The sequence below is a fragment of the Neobacillus sp. BP17 genome (assembly GCF_059579525.1).
This window is the reverse complement of the sequence record NZ_CM184198.1, coordinates 1,798,883-1,814,706: the sequence shown is the minus strand read 5'-3', so window position 1 is coordinate 1,814,706 and position 15,824 is coordinate 1,798,883. Positions and strand designations below refer to the sequence as shown.

The 15,824-nt window shown below is 38.5% G+C and carries 15 protein-coding genes; 1 reads left to right on the top strand and 14 read right to left on the bottom strand.

From position 1 onward, the window contains the following. Positions 1 to 5: 5 nt before the first annotated feature. From smc to AC4QJR_RS08750, 10 genes are all read right to left on the bottom strand, one after another. Complete coding sequence (smc, locus tag AC4QJR_RS08795; RefSeq protein WP_496525912.1) at positions 6 to 3,572, bottom strand: chromosome segregation protein SMC; 3,567 nt, start codon at positions 3,570 to 3,572, stop codon at positions 6 to 8. A 54-nt stretch (positions 3,573 to 3,626) separates the two neighbouring features. Then, positions 3,627 to 4,367 carry a ribonuclease III gene (gene rnc, locus AC4QJR_RS08790; protein ID WP_251456116.1) on the bottom strand — a complete coding sequence of 247 codons (741 nt, stop codon included), beginning with the start codon at positions 4,365 to 4,367 and terminating at the stop codon, positions 3,627 to 3,629. 175 nt (positions 4,368 to 4,542) lie between these two features. Continuing rightward, on the bottom strand, positions 4,543 to 4,776 hold the full coding sequence (gene acpP / locus AC4QJR_RS08785) for an acyl carrier protein (protein WP_026566432.1): 234 nt from the start codon (positions 4,774 to 4,776) through the stop codon (positions 4,543 to 4,545). 132 nt (positions 4,777 to 4,908) lie between these two features. Next, positions 4,909 to 5,652, bottom strand: a complete 744-nt coding sequence (gene fabG, locus AC4QJR_RS08780; protein WP_098571665.1) for a 3-oxoacyl-[acyl-carrier-protein] reductase — start codon at positions 5,650 to 5,652, stop codon at positions 4,909 to 4,911. Continuing rightward, complete coding sequence (gene fabD / locus AC4QJR_RS08775) at positions 5,649 to 6,596, bottom strand: ACP S-malonyltransferase (RefSeq protein WP_496525911.1); 948 nt, start codon at positions 6,594 to 6,596, stop codon at positions 5,649 to 5,651. Before fabD ends, fabG begins: the two co-directional genes overlap by 4 nt. Before the next feature lie 12 nt (positions 6,597 to 6,608). Then, entirely contained in the window at positions 6,609 to 7,613 is a 1,005-nt protein-coding gene (gene plsX / locus AC4QJR_RS08770) for a phosphate acyltransferase PlsX (protein ID WP_251456120.1), read from the bottom strand. A gap of 12 nt (positions 7,614 to 7,625) precedes the next feature. Next, entirely contained in the window at positions 7,626 to 8,192 is a 567-nt protein-coding gene (fapR, locus tag AC4QJR_RS08765) for a transcription factor FapR (protein ID WP_251456121.1), read from the bottom strand. 141 nt (positions 8,193 to 8,333) lie between these two features. Then, positions 8,334 to 10,382 (bottom strand): ATP-dependent DNA helicase RecG, encoded by a 2,049-nt coding sequence (gene recG, locus AC4QJR_RS08760; protein WP_496526643.1) that lies wholly within the window; start codon positions 10,380 to 10,382, stop codon positions 8,334 to 8,336. A 187-nt stretch (positions 10,383 to 10,569) separates the two neighbouring features. Continuing rightward, on the bottom strand, positions 10,570 to 12,252 hold the full coding sequence (locus AC4QJR_RS08755) for a DAK2 domain-containing protein (RefSeq protein WP_496525910.1): 1,683 nt from the start codon (positions 12,250 to 12,252) through the stop codon (positions 10,570 to 10,572). 36 nt (positions 12,253 to 12,288) lie between these two features. Continuing rightward, complete coding sequence (locus AC4QJR_RS08750) at positions 12,289 to 12,651, bottom strand: Asp23/Gls24 family envelope stress response protein (RefSeq protein WP_026566425.1); 363 nt, start codon at positions 12,649 to 12,651, stop codon at positions 12,289 to 12,291. Between the two features lie 284 nt (positions 12,652 to 12,935). On the opposite strand from AC4QJR_RS08750, the gene rpmB reads away from it, so the two are divergent. Further along, the gene (gene rpmB / locus AC4QJR_RS08745) at positions 12,936 to 13,124 is read left to right on the top strand and encodes a 50S ribosomal protein L28 (protein ID WP_026566424.1); all 189 of its coding nucleotides are present in this window, start codon (positions 12,936 to 12,938) and stop codon (positions 13,122 to 13,124) included. 167 nt (positions 13,125 to 13,291) lie between these two features. On the opposite strand, the gene spoVM is transcribed toward rpmB, so the two are convergent. From spoVM to rsgA, 4 genes are all read right to left on the bottom strand, one after another. Next, a complete protein-coding gene (spoVM, locus tag AC4QJR_RS08740; RefSeq protein WP_035445740.1) occupies positions 13,292 to 13,375 on the bottom strand; it encodes a stage V sporulation protein SpoVM in 84 nt (27 codons plus the stop codon). Positions 13,376 to 13,509: 134 nt separating this feature from the next. Beyond that, complete coding sequence (locus AC4QJR_RS08735) at positions 13,510 to 14,157, bottom strand: thiamine diphosphokinase (protein ID WP_251456123.1); 648 nt, start codon at positions 14,155 to 14,157, stop codon at positions 13,510 to 13,512. A 56-nt stretch (positions 14,158 to 14,213) separates the two neighbouring features. Then, a complete protein-coding gene (gene rpe / locus AC4QJR_RS08730) occupies positions 14,214 to 14,858 on the bottom strand; it encodes a ribulose-phosphate 3-epimerase (protein WP_098572716.1) in 645 nt (214 codons plus the stop codon). A gap of 2 nt (positions 14,859 to 14,860) precedes the next feature. Next, positions 14,861 to 15,742, bottom strand: a complete 882-nt coding sequence (gene rsgA / locus AC4QJR_RS08725; RefSeq protein ID WP_496525909.1) for a ribosome small subunit-dependent GTPase A — start codon at positions 15,740 to 15,742, stop codon at positions 14,861 to 14,863. Between the last annotated feature and the right edge of the window lie 82 nt (positions 15,743 to 15,824).

Below are 15,824 nucleotides of genomic sequence, written 5' to 3'. Positions count from 1 at the left end.
TAATATTAAGTTTCAACAAGCTCTTTGGTATCTTCTAGACGAACGGATACTAGCTTTGAGACGCCTGATTCTTGCATGGTTACTCCGTATAATACATCCGCTTCCTCCATCGTTCCTTTACGGTGGGTGATTACAATAAATTGTGTCTCCTTACTATATCGTTTTAAGTATTGGCTAAAGCGCTGGACATTCGCTTCATCCAAGGCCGCTTCAACCTCATCAAGAATACAGAATGGAACAGGACGGACTTTTAGAATTGAAAAGAGGAGTGCAATGGCTGTTAATGCTCGCTCTCCACCTGATAATAAGCCTAAGTTTTGCAGTTTCTTTCCCGGCGGCTGTGCAACAATTTCGACACCTGTATTTAATAGATCTCCTGGGATGGTAAGCACTAAGTCTGCTCTTCCCCCTCCAAAGAGTGATCTGAATACTGGCTCAAAATGCTCTCGAATACCATTGAAGGTTTGTTCAAAGCGTTTTTTCATTTCCTCATCCATTTCCTCAATTACCATGTAAAGGGTTTCTTTGGCCTCCTGGAGATCTGTCTTTTGTTCATTGAGAAATTCATATCGTTCAGATACACGTTCATATTCGTCAATCGCTCCGATATTCACATTTCCAAGTTCCTCGATGGCAAGTTTGATGAGCTTGACCTTCTTCCTAGCCTCTTCTAGCGGTATGGTTAATGGATATTGCTCCTTAGCACCCTCAAACGATAAAAGATATTCTTCTCTTAAGCGGGCAAATCGGTTTTCAAGTTCTACATCCAAACGGTTAATTTTTACTTCCTCGTCTTTTAAAACAACAATTAGCCCACGCTGAAGTCGTTTTAATTCTTTTACTTCCAATTCTAAATCTTCTAATGTGGTCTTTAGGGTTAAGCGTTCTTCTCTTCTTACAGAAATTAACTTCATTGCGGCATCTTTATCTTGTTGTTTTTTAATTGCAGCAGTTTCTAGCTGCTCTTCACCGGATGAACTATTTGTCATTTCCGAAGTTAACAGATTAAGGTCTTCTGTATACAAAGAAAGCTTTTGTTTACTCTCATCTAAATCGGCTTGTAATTGAGCTAAGCGTTCTTGTGTACTCATATACTGTTCATTCTTGGAGGCAAAGGCAACTTTTAAATCGTTGATTTCATTCGAAAGTGCTTCTTTTGAGGTCAGATCATTCGACTTTTGTTCCGAGAGTTTCGATATTTGAGCATCTAGTTCTGCTAAAGAAGTTTTGTAGTTTTCCATCGCAGCAGATAATTCATTTTTTCTATTGGTTAGGGTTGTTTTCTCATCAAAAAATTGCCCTTTTTCAAGGTCATATATAGCTAATCTTTCATTAATGTTTTTTTCTTCAAGCTCTGCTTGGCGAAGATCACCCTTCAATGTCAGTTCCGTTAATCTCAAATCTTCACCATTTTTACGGAGTTCATCCAATTGAACCTCTAAATCTTGTACCTCTGTTTTTAATGACTTTACAAGATTCTCTAACTGAATTGTTTTTTCTTCCATCCCAATTAACTTTTCTTTTAACTCTTCAAGTTCCCCCTTACGAGTTAATAAAGAAGAGTTTTTTTGCTTAACCGCCCCACCTGTCATTGATCCGCCAGGATTGACGATATCCCCGTCAAGCGTGACCATCCGGCATCGGTATTGAAGAATTTTTGCTAATTCATTGGCACCTTTTAAGTCTCTTGTTATAACCACATTTCCAAGAAGGCTGCTCATAACCTCCGCGAATTTAGGATCAAATTTCACAAGACTGACGGCAGTTCCAATAAAAGATGGATGATTTTGAATCGAAGATAATTGGACTAAAGATAATGCTCTCCCCTTAATGACACTTAGAGGTAAAAATGTAGCCCTGCCAAAAGAATTTTGTTTCAAATATTGAATAGCTGATCGTGCATTTGGTTCATTATCTACCACAATATGCTGCAGTGCTCCGCCAAATGCAGTTTCTAATGCCGTTTCATACTCCTTCGGAACGGTAACAAGTTCAGCTACAGCCCCTTCAATTCCCTTGAGATTTTTCCCTCGAGCTTTAAGAACCTCTTTGACACCTTGAAAAAAGCCTGAGTAATCTTCTTCCATTTCTTCGAGCACTTCTTTTCTTGACTGTGCCTGCTGAAGAATTTGATATGCCTGGTACAAAGTCTTTTCCTGTTTTTGATAATTATTTTTTAATGCTTCAAGCTTACGTTGCTTTTCTCTATAGGTACCGACTTGATTCTCTATTTTTTGTTGTATTTCGTTTAATGAGGATTGGATATCTGATACCTTGTCTTTCGCGATTTGCCGCTCTTCAATAAACTTGTCATTTTCAATATCTAAACGGGAACATTTTCTTCCCTGCTGTTCAAGCTGCTGGTCAATGTACTTCAATTCATTTTTTGCACCAGCTTGGTCGTTAAGTATTTCAATATATTCACTTTTTAAGTTCTCGATTTTTTCTTCAATATTTTCATTAAATAACTGCAGTTTTGACTGCTTTTCTTTTAATTGTACTTGTAGTTGGTTCACTTGCTTACTTAGTTCTTCAGCAGAAATAGAAACACTGTCACTATTCTTTTTTAATTGGCTAATTTTATCAGTTATTTCAATAATGTTCGTTTGAAGCTGTTCTTTATTTTGGGAGGAATTTTTCTTCCGTTCTTTAAGGACTTCTTTTCTCCCCTCAAGTTTTTCTAGTTCCTCTGTTGCATGAAGAAGAACATTTTGAAGGTCAGTAATGGACTCATCAAACGCCGCGATCTGATCTCTTTTTTCAACAATCTTAGCTTCCTTTACTTGCAGTTCCGTTGAGATTTTGAGTTCATCTTCCTGATGTACTTTTAACTGCTTAGAAAGGTCTTCCCATTTTTGGTGAAGATCTTCAATTTCATAAACAGTTAAGGAAACCTCAAACTTTTCAAGTTCCTCTTTTTTCTCAAGAAAGTCCTTGGCCATTGAAGCCTGTATTTTTAATGGTTCAACTTGGCTTTCGAGTTCGTGAAGTATATCATTTACACGGTTTAAATTGTCCTGAGTCTCAAACAATTTCACTTCTGCCTTTTTCTTACGTTGTTTATACTTTAGAACCCCTGCAGCTTCATCAAATATGGTTCGTCTTTCTTCTGCTTTACTATTAAGTATTTCTTCCACTTTCCCTTGACTGATTATCGAAAATGCTTCTCGTCCCAGCCCGGAATCCATGAATAAATCAATGATATCTTTAAGACGGCATTGCTGTTTATTTATTAAGAATTCACTCTCACCCGATCGGGTTACTCTTCTCGTCACACTTACTTCGTTATAATCAAGGGATAAGCCTTGGTCTTGGTTATCTAAGGTCAATGTTACTTCAGCAAAATTCAGAGGCTTTCTTGTGTCACTTCCACCAAAAATAATATCCTCCATTTTGCTGCCTCTAAGCGATTTAGCAGATTGTTCCCCCAAAACCCAACGGATAGCATCGGTTATATTACTTTTCCCACTGCCATTAGGACCTACCACCGCCGTTACGCCTGGAACAAAATCAACCCCTATACGATCAGCGAAGGACTTAAAACCAATAATGTCCAACCGTTTTAGAAACATTTCTTAATCCTCCCTATGCATGCAAGTTGGACTCCTTGCAAACATTTTGTCATTCTAAGTTGTTTTAGCCTTTAATATGTCTAAAGCCATTTGGGCGGCATTTTGTTCGGCTTCCTTCTTTGATTTTCCGGTTCCTACACCTAATTCCTTGCCATTCAAGGAAACTTTTGAAACAAATTCTTTGTTGTGGGCAGGTCCAATTTCTTGAAGTACACGATATTCAATTGTCCCTGTACCATCTCGCTGAATGAGCTCCTGTAATTGACTTTTATAATCCATCACATGAGAAAAAGCACCAGCATTTATTTTAGGGAAGACTACTTTCTCAAGAAAACTAATCACTGTTTCAATTCCTTGGTCTAAATAAAGTGCCCCGATGAATGCTTCAAAAACATCAGCTAATAAAGCTGGACGTTCCCTTCCACCTGTCATCTCTTCACCTTTACCTAACAATACTAATTTTCCAAAATGTAATTCATTAGCAAAAGATACTAGAGACGGCTCGCAAACAATGGCTGCTCGAAGTTTTGTCAATTCACCCTCGGTCATCGTTGGATATTTTTTGTAAAGGAATTGTGAAACAGTTAGTTCAAGAACGGCATCCCCTAAAAACTCAAGTCTCTCATTGTCTTCGAAAGGCTTTCTGCGATGCTCATTCACATAGGATGAATGAGTAAATGCTTGTTTTAATAATTTTTCATTCTCCATCGAAATACCAATCGTATGTTGAAAATCTTTAAAAAGATTTTCCTTTGCGCGATTATTCAACTCTTTTTCATTATTGTTCTTGCGCATATAAAACTTCTCCACCTTGCATCTAATAATTTACACACTACTGCCTACTACATTCTAGTTTAAAAAAGTTTTTCGCAAAACGCAAAGAAACTTGGCATCACTGTTGGAAGCCAAGTTCTATTTTACAGAATAAAGCCCCGTTTGAAAACGGAGCTTTTGTGAAGAAATCCAACGATTACTTTGTGCTTTGTATGTAATTAACAGCGTCACCAACTGTGCTAATTTTTTCAGCATCATCGTCAGAAATTTCCATATCGAACTCATCTTCTAATTCCATAACTAGTTCAACTACGTCAAGGGAATCAGCACCAAGATCATCTTTAAATGAAGCTTCAAGTTTAACTTGAGATTCATCTACACCTAAGCGGTCAACGATGATTTTTGTTACACGTTCTAATACCTCTGCCATGCCTGTTCACCTCCCCTCAAGCTATTATAGAGTATTTCAACAAAATAATACACTAGGTTTTTATTACTATTTGAATTTTAATCTTTTTAAACTGTCTAGCTCAAGCGACCAAGGGTGCTTCCGCTTTTCTTATTACATTACCATGCCGCCATCAATATGAAGTGTTTGTCCAGTAATATAGGACGAATCATCTGATGCGAGGAACGCTGTTATTTTGGCGATGTCTTTAGGCTCTCCTAATCTTGCCAACGGAATTTGTTTTAACATTTCTGCTTTTACATCTTCCGGTAACTTATCTGTCATATCTGTTGTGATGAAGCCTGGTGCAATTGCATTAACTGTAATGTTACGGGATGCCAGTTCTTTCGCCGTTGTTTTTGTTAAACCGATGACCCCTGCTTTGGCAGCTACATAGTTGGCCTGACCTGGGTTCCCACTAACGCCAACAATTGATGCAATATTAATGATCCGACCCACCCGCTGTTTCATCATTTGTCTTGTTACCGCCTTCGTACAAAGGAACACACCTTTGAGGTTGATATTAATAACATCATCCCATTCTTCTTCTTTCATTCTCATCAACAAATTATCTTTTGTAATTCCTGCATTATTGACTAGAATGTCAAGTTTTCCAAAACTGTCTATGGTTCCTTTAATCATCTCAGCAACTTCTTCAGAGTTTGAAACATTGCATTTTACAGCGAATGCCTCTCTGCCAAGTGCTTTGATTTCATCGACAACCTCATTTGCTTTTGCTTCACTGCCTGAAAAATTTACGGCTACATTGGCTCCTTGCCTTGCAAGTTCAAGAGCAATTTCTCTGCCTATTCCTCTTGAGGCACCTGTGACAAGGGCTGCTTTCCCTTCAAGATTCATATTTTCTCCTCCTTTAATGCATCAATAACAGATTGTGCACTTTCCTCATCCGAGACAGAGAAAGTGGTAACTGTTTTATCAATTTTTTTGATTAACCCTGAAAGAACTTTTCCAGGACCAACTTCAATGAATGTATCGACACCCAGCTCAATCATTTTGCGAACAGAATCTTCCCATAATACAGGGGAATAGAGCTGCTCAATTAATTTATCCTTCATTTCAGATGCTGAGCTAACAGGCTCAGCTGTTACATTTGCAACGATTGGGACTTCGGCATCTTTCATTTCAATTCCATCCAGAACTTCACGCAACTGGTCTGCAGCAGGCTTCATTAAAGTGGAATGGAATGGACCGCTAACTTCTAGAGGAAGAGCCCGTTTTGCTCCTGCTTCTTTTGCTTTGACACTAGCCAACTCGACCCCTTTTCTTGACCCAGAAATAACAATTTGGCCAGGGCAATTTAGGTTTGCTAGTGAAACCGGATTCCCTGATTCACTTACCTCATTTGTTACTGCAAAAAGACGATCTCGGTCAAGCCCTAGTATGGCAGCCATTGACCCTTCTCCATTTGGGACCGCATTCTCCATAAATTCGCCCCGTTTTCTAACGACATATACTCCTTCTTCAAAAGAAAGGGTACCGGCTGCAACAAGCGCCGTATACTCCCCTAAACTGTGACCAGCTACGTAATCAGCCTTAATCCCAAATTTTTGAAAGTAATCTAAAATAGCAATACTTGTTGTTAATAGGGCAGGCTGTGTATTGTAGGTAATAGTCAACTCTTCCTTCGGGCCATCAAAAATTAGATTACTCAGTGGAATATTTAACTTTTTATCAGCTCTCCTAAAAAAATCCATCACCTCGGAATGTTTATCTGCTAATTCTTTTCCCATTCCGACCGTTTGTGACCCTTGTCCTGGAAATACGAATGCTATTTTATTCATTTCATAACTCCTTTACCGTTCTACTTTTTCTCGATTCTCTTCTTCAGAAGACATCTTTATTAAACCAACAACATCATTGCTTACCATTTCCCTTGTTTGTCTAATAGCACTAAATATAGCCTGACCATTGGATGAGCCATGCGCCTTAATTACAGGAGCGTTCAATCCAAACAAAGCGGCACCGCCGTATTCGGAATAATCCAATGTATTTTTTAACGTTTTAAGATTTGGTTTCAACACAGCTGCAGCTAGTTTACTTGTAAAACTACTCATCAATGCCGTCTTTAACATTTTAAACATAGAAAGTGCCGTACCTTCAATTGTCTTAAGAACCATATTTCCCGTAAATCCATCGGTCACGACCACATCCGCCACACCATCTAATAAATCCCGCGCTTCAACATTTCCCACAAAATTAATATCAGCATTCTTCAACAATTCGAAAGCATGCTTTGTTAGGTCATTCCCTTTCTTTTCCTCCGTTCCAATATTTAAAAGACCGACTCTTGGTTTGGAAATTCCTCTTACTTTCTCACTATAAATCGAGCCCATTAGTCCATATTGGAGGAGGTGCTCTGGCTTGGCATCCGCATTAGCCCCTACATCTAATAACAAGAATCCCTCGCCGCCAATGGTCGGCAGCGTAGGTGCTAAGGCTGGGCGATGGATCCCAGAAATTCTTCCTACTACAAAAAGTCCTGCCGCTACTAATGCACCTGTATTTCCTGCTGAGATACATGCATCTGCCAATCCATCTGCGACTTGTCCAGCGGCTAACACCATTGAAGCATTCTTTTTGCGGCGAACCGCTTTAACAGGCTCATCTGTTCCAAGGATTACTTCCGTTGTATGGATTACAGTGATCCGATCATGATTTGTTAAGGTTTCATTTATTTTATTTTCATCCCCGACAAGGGTAATATGTATATCTGAAAATGCTTGTACAGCTTTAAGTGCCCCTAATACGATTTCTTTAGGAGCATTGTCGCCGCCCATGGCATCGATTGCTAGTTTCATTTTCCTCATCCTCTACCGATTTTTCGAACGGTACATTTCAAATTCTCCTGTAAAAACAAGTTCATTATTAACAAAACTTGTTACTTCAACACTCGTTCTACCTTGATTCCGATCAATTTTTGTAACCTTAGCTTTTGCAATAACCCGCTCATTCAGTTTAACCAAACGGTTAAATTGAATATTCGCTTTTGCTGTTAGCGCCAGTTCATCATTTATTACAGCAACTGCTAATGAATTAGCCTGAGCGAATACATGATGGCCACGTGCAATGTTATTTCGTATAAAGACATGCTCTTTTTTTACATCAAAAATCGAAATGGCATTCTGATCTAATTCTATATGAATAATTTCACCAATGACTTCTTCAAGCGGTAATGAGCGGACTTCATCGTCAAATCGTTTCTCAGCTACAGTCTTAATCCGTTCACGAAGTTCTGGAATTGATAACTCTAAACGGTCAAGACGAATGGTTTGTACACTTACTTGAAATTTTTCTGCTAAATCTTCATCTGTAATAAAAGGATTATCTTTAATTGTCGTGGTCAACAATTGTTGTCTCTCTTTTTTACTTTTTCTCATGTATGATTACACCGTCCGAGATCTTATGACTAGGTACTAATAGTAGTATAAAATTTGAAAAAGCAGATTGCAAGAATTAGTTTTTATTCAAACCTTCTGCTTTTTCCAAAAAAGAAACCCTTTAAGAAGAAAAAGTTTGATTTAATCTAGTTTTTCCCCTTCTAATACGCCTGATTCATCGAGGATATTTCTTAGGTAATGATATTCTGGGTCTGTCCAAAATGCTTCAGACTGAATCAACATCACTGCATCATTTCGTGCAGTTTCAAGGGCTCGATAATCATGAACCATATCTGCGACTTTAAATTCAGGAACCCCGCTTTGTTTTCTGCCAAAAAAGTCGCCTGGCCCTCTAAGCTCTAGGTCTTTTTCACTTAATACGAAGCCATCGTTCGTTTCGGTCATGATTCGCATGCGTTCCTGGCCCACTTCTGATTTTGGACTTGCCAGCAATATGCAATAGGATTGATCACTGCCTCGTCCAACTCTGCCACGCAGCTGGTGAAGCTGTGAAAGTCCAAACCTTTCAGCATCATAAATGACCATCATGGTCGCATTCGGCACATTTACTCCCACCTCAACAACCGTCGTTGAAATTAGTACCTGTACTTCGTTAGCACTAAATGCCTTCATTACCGAGTCTTTTTCTTCTGAACTTAATCGGCCATGCATAAGGCCCGCTTTAAATCGGTTTTGAAAATAATGACTTAATGTATTGTACACGTCAATTGCATTTTGAACATCAAGCTTTTCTGATTCTTCAATGAGCGGACAAATAACATAGGCTTGGTGGCCTTTTTGTAATTCTTTTTCAACAAAAGCCAGAACCCGTTCAAGCATTTCTGGTTTGGCCCAGTAGGTTTCTATCGTTTTTCTTCCTGCTGGCATCTCATCAATGATTGATACATCCATTTCACCAAAAACCGTTATCGCGAGTGTCCGTGGGATTGGAGTCGCCGTCATAAACAAAACGTCTGGATTCTCTCCTTTTTCTCTCAGTACTCTTCGCTGCTCCACGCCAAAGCGATGTTGTTCATCCGTGATTACAAAACCAAGCCTCTTAAAGGTGACCTCATCCTGAATTAGCGCGTGTGTACCAATTAAAATATCAACATTCCCTTCTGATAGTTCGGAAAGGATTTCTTTTCTTCGCTTCCCCTTTATCGAACTCGTCAGAAGCTCGCATCTGATATTAAATGGCTCTAACATACTTTTTAAGCTTTCCGCATGCTGCTCTGCCAATATTTCTGTCGGCACCATAAGCGCTCCTTGAAAACCTGCAGTAACACTGGCATACAAGCCAATAGCTGCAACCACTGTTTTTCCCGAACCAACATCTCCTTGCAGCAATCGATTCATACGAAGTGGTGATTTTAATTCTGCTAATACTTCATTGACCACCCGTGCTTGGGCATTTGTTAACGGGAAAGGCAGGCTATTAATAAATTCCTTTACTTTTGTTACATCATAGTTTTGGCAAACTCCAGGAGAATGCTCGCGTTCAAATTTCCTTAATGCCTGCATTTTTAATTGGAAGAAAAGAAATTCTTCATAAACAATACGCCTTCTCGCCTGTTTCACCTCTTCTTGGCTGTCTGGAAAGTGCATGGCTTTGAATGCTGCCTGCCTATCAAGTAATCGATATTTTTTTAAAAAAGCAATGGGTAGTGTTTCTTCAATAAAATCTCCATATTGTTGAAAAGCAATGCTGATAAATTTCCGTATTCCCTTTGTCGTTAATTTCCCTCTTAACGAATAAACGGGCTCAAAATCTTTTGTTTTTGCATTTGTTCCTATCTGCATCTCATTTGCCGTGATCGTTTGCCGGTGGGCATCCCATTTCCCTGTGATCGTAATGGTTTCATTGATGATAATTTTATTTTTTAAATAGGGTTGGTTGAAAAAGACTACCTTAATCAAATGCGCTCCAACAAAAAGCCGGAACATAAGTTTTGATTTTTTCCTGCCAAAATAGCTAAGAGAAGGCTCACTGTGAACCTTCCCTTCCACTGTTACTTTCTCTTCATGCTGCACCTCTGTTATATCCCGGAGGCGGTAATCTTCATAACGATAAGGAAAATACTCTAATAAATCTTTTATCGTAAAGATTTTCATTTCTGAAAAAATTTCAGCAGTTTCTTCACCAATTCCCTTTATGACGGTTATTGATTGATTAAGATGTGGATTCACTTTACTTTGCGGTATACCGAAGATCCTAGATTCTAGTTTTTGACCTGTCGGCGCAGCCGCCAACCCTCCCTGCCCAGTTTTTTCTTAGTGTTGTTGGCATTGTAAAACTGTTTTTATTTTCGGATTGTTCCACTTGCTTTTTTTGCACAAAAAAAGAAGGGATGCTCCCTTCTATTTTAGCTTTTCATTATTCAATTGAAAAGATATAGGAATATAACGGCTGACGACCATTATGGATTTCCACTTCTACATCTCCATAATTTTCTTCCACATATTTTGAAAGCAGGTTTACATCTTCCTTGCTAATGTCTTCCCCATAAATGATGGTTAATATTTCTGAATCCTCATCCAGCATTTGTGAAAGCAGGTCCTCAGCAACTTTGCCTTTGTCCTTGTTTTTAACAACGATCTTTCCTTCAGAAATACCCATAAAATCATCTTTCTCGATTTCTAAGCCATCAATCTGGGTATCCCTAACAGCAAAGGTGATTTGACCAGTTTTCACATGTTTTAGCGCATCATTCATAGAGTCTTCATTCGTCTGAAGACCAGCAGATGGATTGAACGCTAACAAAGCTGATAGTCCTTGCGGAACCGTTTTGGAAGGGATCACATAAATATCCTCTTCAGAAACGTCTGCGGCCTGCTGAGCTGCCATAATGATGTTTTTATTATTCGGTAAGATAAATACTTTTTTAGCATTTACTTCTTTCACTGCCTTGACGATATCCTCCGTACTCGGATTCATCGTTTGTCCGCCTTCAATCACTGCATGTGCGCCAATACTTCTGAATAAATCTGCAATCCCGGAGCCCATGGATACGGCAACAATTCCGTATTCTTGCTGTTCCTTTGCTGATTTATCACGGTCTGTAACTGGTGCACTTTTGTGCTCGCCAACAATATTGGTATGTTGTTGACGCATATTTTCTATTTTCATATTAATTAAATTTCCATACTTTTGTCCATAGCTTAGTACTTCTCCTGGTTGTTCGGAATGAATATGAACTTTTACAACATCCTCATCTGCAATAACCAATAAAGAATCGCCCAATTTACTAAGGTCGTTTCTGAAAACACCTTCATCAAACGGATGTTTTGCAGTCTTTTCTTGTTCAAATCTCACCATAAATTCAGTGCAATACCCAAATTCAATGTCTTCTGTGTTTATATGTCCTTGGACACTTTTATGGTGTTCAGTATTGACTAACTCATCCATCGAAAGAGCTGCTGTAGGAGTATCAGGAAGCTTTTCTCCTTTTAGGACTGCAAGAAAACCTTCGTACACAAATACAAGACCTTGACCGCCACTGTCAACCACGCCAACTTCCTTTAAAACTGGAAGCAGGTCCGGAGTGCGTTTCAATGAAGCTTTTGCTTCTTTTAAAACTTCTTCCATAATCACAATGACGTCGTTTGAATGCTGGGCAGCTTGGATGGCTTTTTTAGCAGAATCCTTGGCGACAGTTAAAATGGTTCCTTCAACAGGCTTCATTACTGCTTTATAGGCTGTCTCTACTCCAGCTTCAAGGGCTTCAGCAAACTCAGTCCCTGAGATTTTCGCTTTCGTTTCAACCGCCTTTGAAAAACCACGGAATAACTGCGATAGGATTACACCTGAATTGCCGCGCGCTCCCATTAGCAATCCTTTAGAAAGGGCTGCTCCTACTTTTCCAATATGGTCTTGAACATTATTCTTTACTTCCTTTGCCCCGGATGTCATTGATAAATTCATGTTAGTTCCTGTATCACCATCGGGCACGGGAAAAACGTTTAAAGCATCAACCATTTTTGCATTTGCTGACAAATGATTGGCACCTTGAATCACCATTTCGGCAAAACGTTTTCCATCTAAAGCTGTTATTGACACAAACTTTCCTCCTCTACGAGAGTTCGTAATACAAACTTACGGGTTCGTCACTCGAACTCCCTGAACGTAAATATTGACCGAGTCAACGGCAAGTCCAACAGTCTTATCGAGGGTATACTTAACCTTTGATTGCACGTTGTGGGCAATTTCGGAAATTTTTGTTCCATAGCTAACAATAATATACATATCAATATGTAATGCCTCGTTCTCTTGGCGGACAATCACGCCCCGAGTGAAATTTTCTTTACGTAGTATTTCCGTAATTCCATCTTTAATTTGGTTCTTTGAGGCCATACCGACGATTCCATAACATTCAATCGCCGCTCCTCCGGCAATGGTCGCGATTACTTCGTTAGAAATATCAATTTGTCCGAACTTTGTTTTTAATTCAATGGACATGAATCGTTCCCCCTCCTGAAAAAATTGCTCCTTGACTATAGTCATTTTACTATAGTCATTGCAATATTGAAAGTTATTCCTGTCTGTTTACTATAACAGCTTAATATGAAATGTGATGTCAAGTGTTTTTTCTTGAAAGGTAACTATTGCAATCAAATAAGTTGTATGATAAATTATTAAGGTATCTCAAGTCTAGAAAATTTGTTCAAACAATTTTCTTTTTCCAGATGAGGATCTTAAAGATTGCTGTATAAAGCTTTTGGTAGTTAAGGAGGGAAATCATTATGCCACGTCAATGTGTTGTAACAGGAAAGAAAACAACAACTGGTAACGCACGTTCTCACGCTATGAACGCAAACAAGCGTACATGGGGTGCTAACCTACAAAAAGTACGTATTCTTGTTGATGGAAAGCCTAAGCGTGTTTGGGTTTCTGCAAGAGCGTTGAAATCCGGTAAAGTAGAACGCGTTTAATAAACCGTTTAGAAAGGGCATCCGATAAGGGTGTCTTTTCTTTTTGTATAAAAAAGCTTTCTCTCCAGGAAACTATTTGTATGTATAGGATTCCCCAATTAACAAAATAAAAAGCACCCAAATTAAACGGGTGCCATTGTAAAACGATATCATCATATATACTTATGCTATTCGTTCTTTTTAAACGCTCCAATCATCGCACGGACAAGTCCGCCTAAAAATTTCGGCAGTTTAATTGTATAAAATTTCATACTGTCCCTCCTCACAAATCTCCCCAGCTTATTTCAACTCAACTTTTTTCGAACGCCCTACCATTTTATTCAAACGAACGAAATCAGTACCAAAAACTTTGTAGGCACCATTCTGAGTTAGTTACTAAAACATATTAATCATGACTTCTTATCACTATTAATATGCCTTCCGAAAATGAAAAAGTACCATAATCACTAATAAGTTCATTACTAATACATAGTGTTGAACCAATTGAAATATGACGATTTTTCAAAGGGAATTTAAAGCCTTCTAAGGTGAGATTTTGGATATTTAGTGTTACAGGAACAAAAGAAATATATTTTTTTGAATCCATTTTTTCAATCTTATAACTTCCTGCTTCCTTAATAAAAACGATATTATTACGGTCAATTATGCAAATATCCACTTCATTTTTTTCTTGGATCGGTGTGAGCAATAGGTGAACATTCGCAAATAAATGATCCAATCTGCCACCAGTTGCCCCAAATATACGAATGGCGCTTGGATGCTGTTTAAGTGCCCAATTAAGGGCAAGCTCCATATCCGTTTCATCCTTTTCCGGTCTATATTTTTTCAATTCTGTAACACGGTCTTCAATAAATATTAACTCATCTGATGTCACAGAATCAAAATCACCAAAAGCAATAGAGGGAGAAATATTTCTTTGTAATAAATGATAAACCCCTCGATCGACTCCTACCCAAATTACATCATTTACTAAGTACTCCGTTAAATCTGGCAAATGGTCTTCAGGGCCTCCGGCCACAATATTGATAATCATAAAAGTTCTCCTTTTTTACAATATGCAAAAAGCCAGCACGTAAGCTGGCTTTCCCATTAACCTCTTATCAGCGAAATTGCCTTCGCATAATCTTCTTGATTATAAATAGCTGAGCCTGCCACAAGCACATTTGCACCTGCGTCCAAGCAAAGCTTTGCCGTTTCTGAGTTAACACCGCCGTCAATCTCAATCTCTATGTCTAAACTTTTTTGTTCTGCCATTTCTTTTACTTTTCTTATTTTTGGAAGAACCTCAGGTATGAATTTTTGCCCTCCGAACCCTGGATTGACTGACATTAATAAGACCATATCAATTTCACCAATTATATGTTGAATGGATTCCACAGGGGTAGCCGGGTTTAAAACTACACCCGCTTTAATTCCAAAGGATTTAATATTTTGAATCGTGCGATGTAAGTGACGACAGGCCTCTACATGGACAGTAATATAATCAGCACCGGCTTTAACAAATGCCTCAATATATTCATCAGGGTTTTCAATCATAAGGTGTACATCAAGTGGCAGTTTGGTGATTGGACGAATCGCTTCAACAATCAGGGGTCCAATCGTAATATTAGGAACAAAATGGCCATCCATGACATCAATATGAATGTAGTCAGCTCCTCCTTTTTCCACTGCTAATATTTCTTCACCTAATTTCGAAAAATCAGCTGAAAGTATAGATGGTGCTATTTTAACCATGTTTAGTACCTCGGCTTTCTATCTTTTATCTCCTGTAAGAAGTCCAAATAATGTTCATAACGATATGCTGGGATTTCATTTGAGTCAACCGCCTGTTTCACACCACATTTAGGTTCACTTACATGCAAACAGCCTCGGAATTTGCAATTTTCACTAGCTGTTTGAATTTCAGGGAAACAAAAAGTTAAATCCTCAGTTTCAATATTGGTAAATTCCAATGAACTAAAGCCTGGCGTATCTGCTATTAGTCCATTGCCAATCTTAATTAATTCCACATGCCTGGTCGTATGCTTTCCTCTGCCTAGATGCGATGAAATATCATTTGTCTTTAACTCAAGGTCCGGTCTAAGGACATTCAGTAACGATGATTTCCCAACACCAGATTGACCGGCAAAAACAGAAATTTTATTATCGACATGCGGATTTAACAGTTCAATTCCTGCTTCTGTTTCGGAAGAAGTCAGGATTACTTTATATCCCGCTGCAGTATATTGCTCTGCATAATCCTTAATCATCTTTTGCTCATCTTCGTTGGTAAGATCCATTTTGGTAATACAAATAAGCGGTTCGATCCGATTAAATTCAACTAGGACTAGGAATCGATCTAATAGGACAGTACTGAATTCTGGTTCAACAGCTGAAAACACTAGAATGGCCTGGTCAACATTTGCGATTGGCGGACGAATTAACTCATTTTTTCGAGTTTTAACTTCCATAATGTATCCTTCCAAATCATTTTCAGCTTGAAAAACAACCTCGTCCCCCACAAGAGGGGTAATTTTATTTTTTCGAAATACCCCTCTTCCACGACATTGAATTAACTTATTGTTACCCAGTACATAATAGAATCCGCTTAGTGCTTTAACAATTTTTCCTTCCGGCATAGCCACACTCCTTGCCTTTCAATTAGACCACTCATTTTTCATATTAAAATCTTCGTAATCAATCATAAATAGAGCATCGTAA

Excerpts from the sequence above, each read along its gene's own strand:
- plsX (WP_251456120.1), bottom strand. The coding sequence starts at position 7,613 with ATGAAACTAGCAATCGATGCCATGGGCGGCGACAATGCTCCTAAAGAA.
- fabD (WP_496525911.1), bottom strand. The coding sequence starts at position 6,596 with ATGAATAAAATAGCATTCGTATTTCCAGGACAAGGGTCACAAACGGTC.
- spoVM (WP_035445740.1), bottom strand. The coding sequence starts at position 13,375 with ATGAAATTTTATACAATTAAACTGCCGAAATTTTTAGGCGGACTTGTC.
- rsgA (WP_496525909.1), bottom strand. The coding sequence starts at position 15,742 with ATGCCGGAAGGAAAAATTGTTAAAGCACTAAGCGGATTCTATTATGTA.
- AC4QJR_RS08750 (WP_026566425.1), bottom strand. The coding sequence starts at position 12,651 with ATGTCCATTGAATTAAAAACAAAGTTCGGACAAATTGATATTTCTAAC.
- smc (WP_496525912.1), bottom strand. The coding sequence starts at position 3,572 with ATGTTTCTAAAACGGTTGGACATTATTGGTTTTAAGTCCTTCGCTGAT.
- fapR (WP_251456121.1), bottom strand. The coding sequence starts at position 8,192 with ATGAGAAAAAGTAAAAAAGAGAGACAACAATTGTTGACCACGACAATT.
- acpP (WP_026566432.1), bottom strand. The coding sequence starts at position 4,776 with ATGGCAGAGGTATTAGAACGTGTAACAAAAATCATCGTTGACCGCTTA.
- rnc (WP_251456116.1), bottom strand. The coding sequence starts at position 4,367 with ATGCGCAAGAACAATAATGAAAAAGAGTTGAATAATCGCGCAAAGGAA.
- rpe (WP_098572716.1), bottom strand. The coding sequence starts at position 14,858 with ATGGTTAAAATAGCACCATCTATACTTTCAGCTGATTTTTCGAAATTA.
- AC4QJR_RS08735 (WP_251456123.1), bottom strand. The coding sequence starts at position 14,157 with ATGATTATCAATATTGTGGCCGGAGGCCCTGAAGACCATTTGCCAGAT.
- rpmB (WP_026566424.1), top strand. The coding sequence starts at position 12,936 with ATGCCACGTCAATGTGTTGTAACAGGAAAGAAAACAACAACTGGTAAC.
- fabG (WP_098571665.1), bottom strand. The coding sequence starts at position 5,652 with ATGAATCTTGAAGGGAAAGCAGCCCTTGTCACAGGTGCCTCAAGAGGA.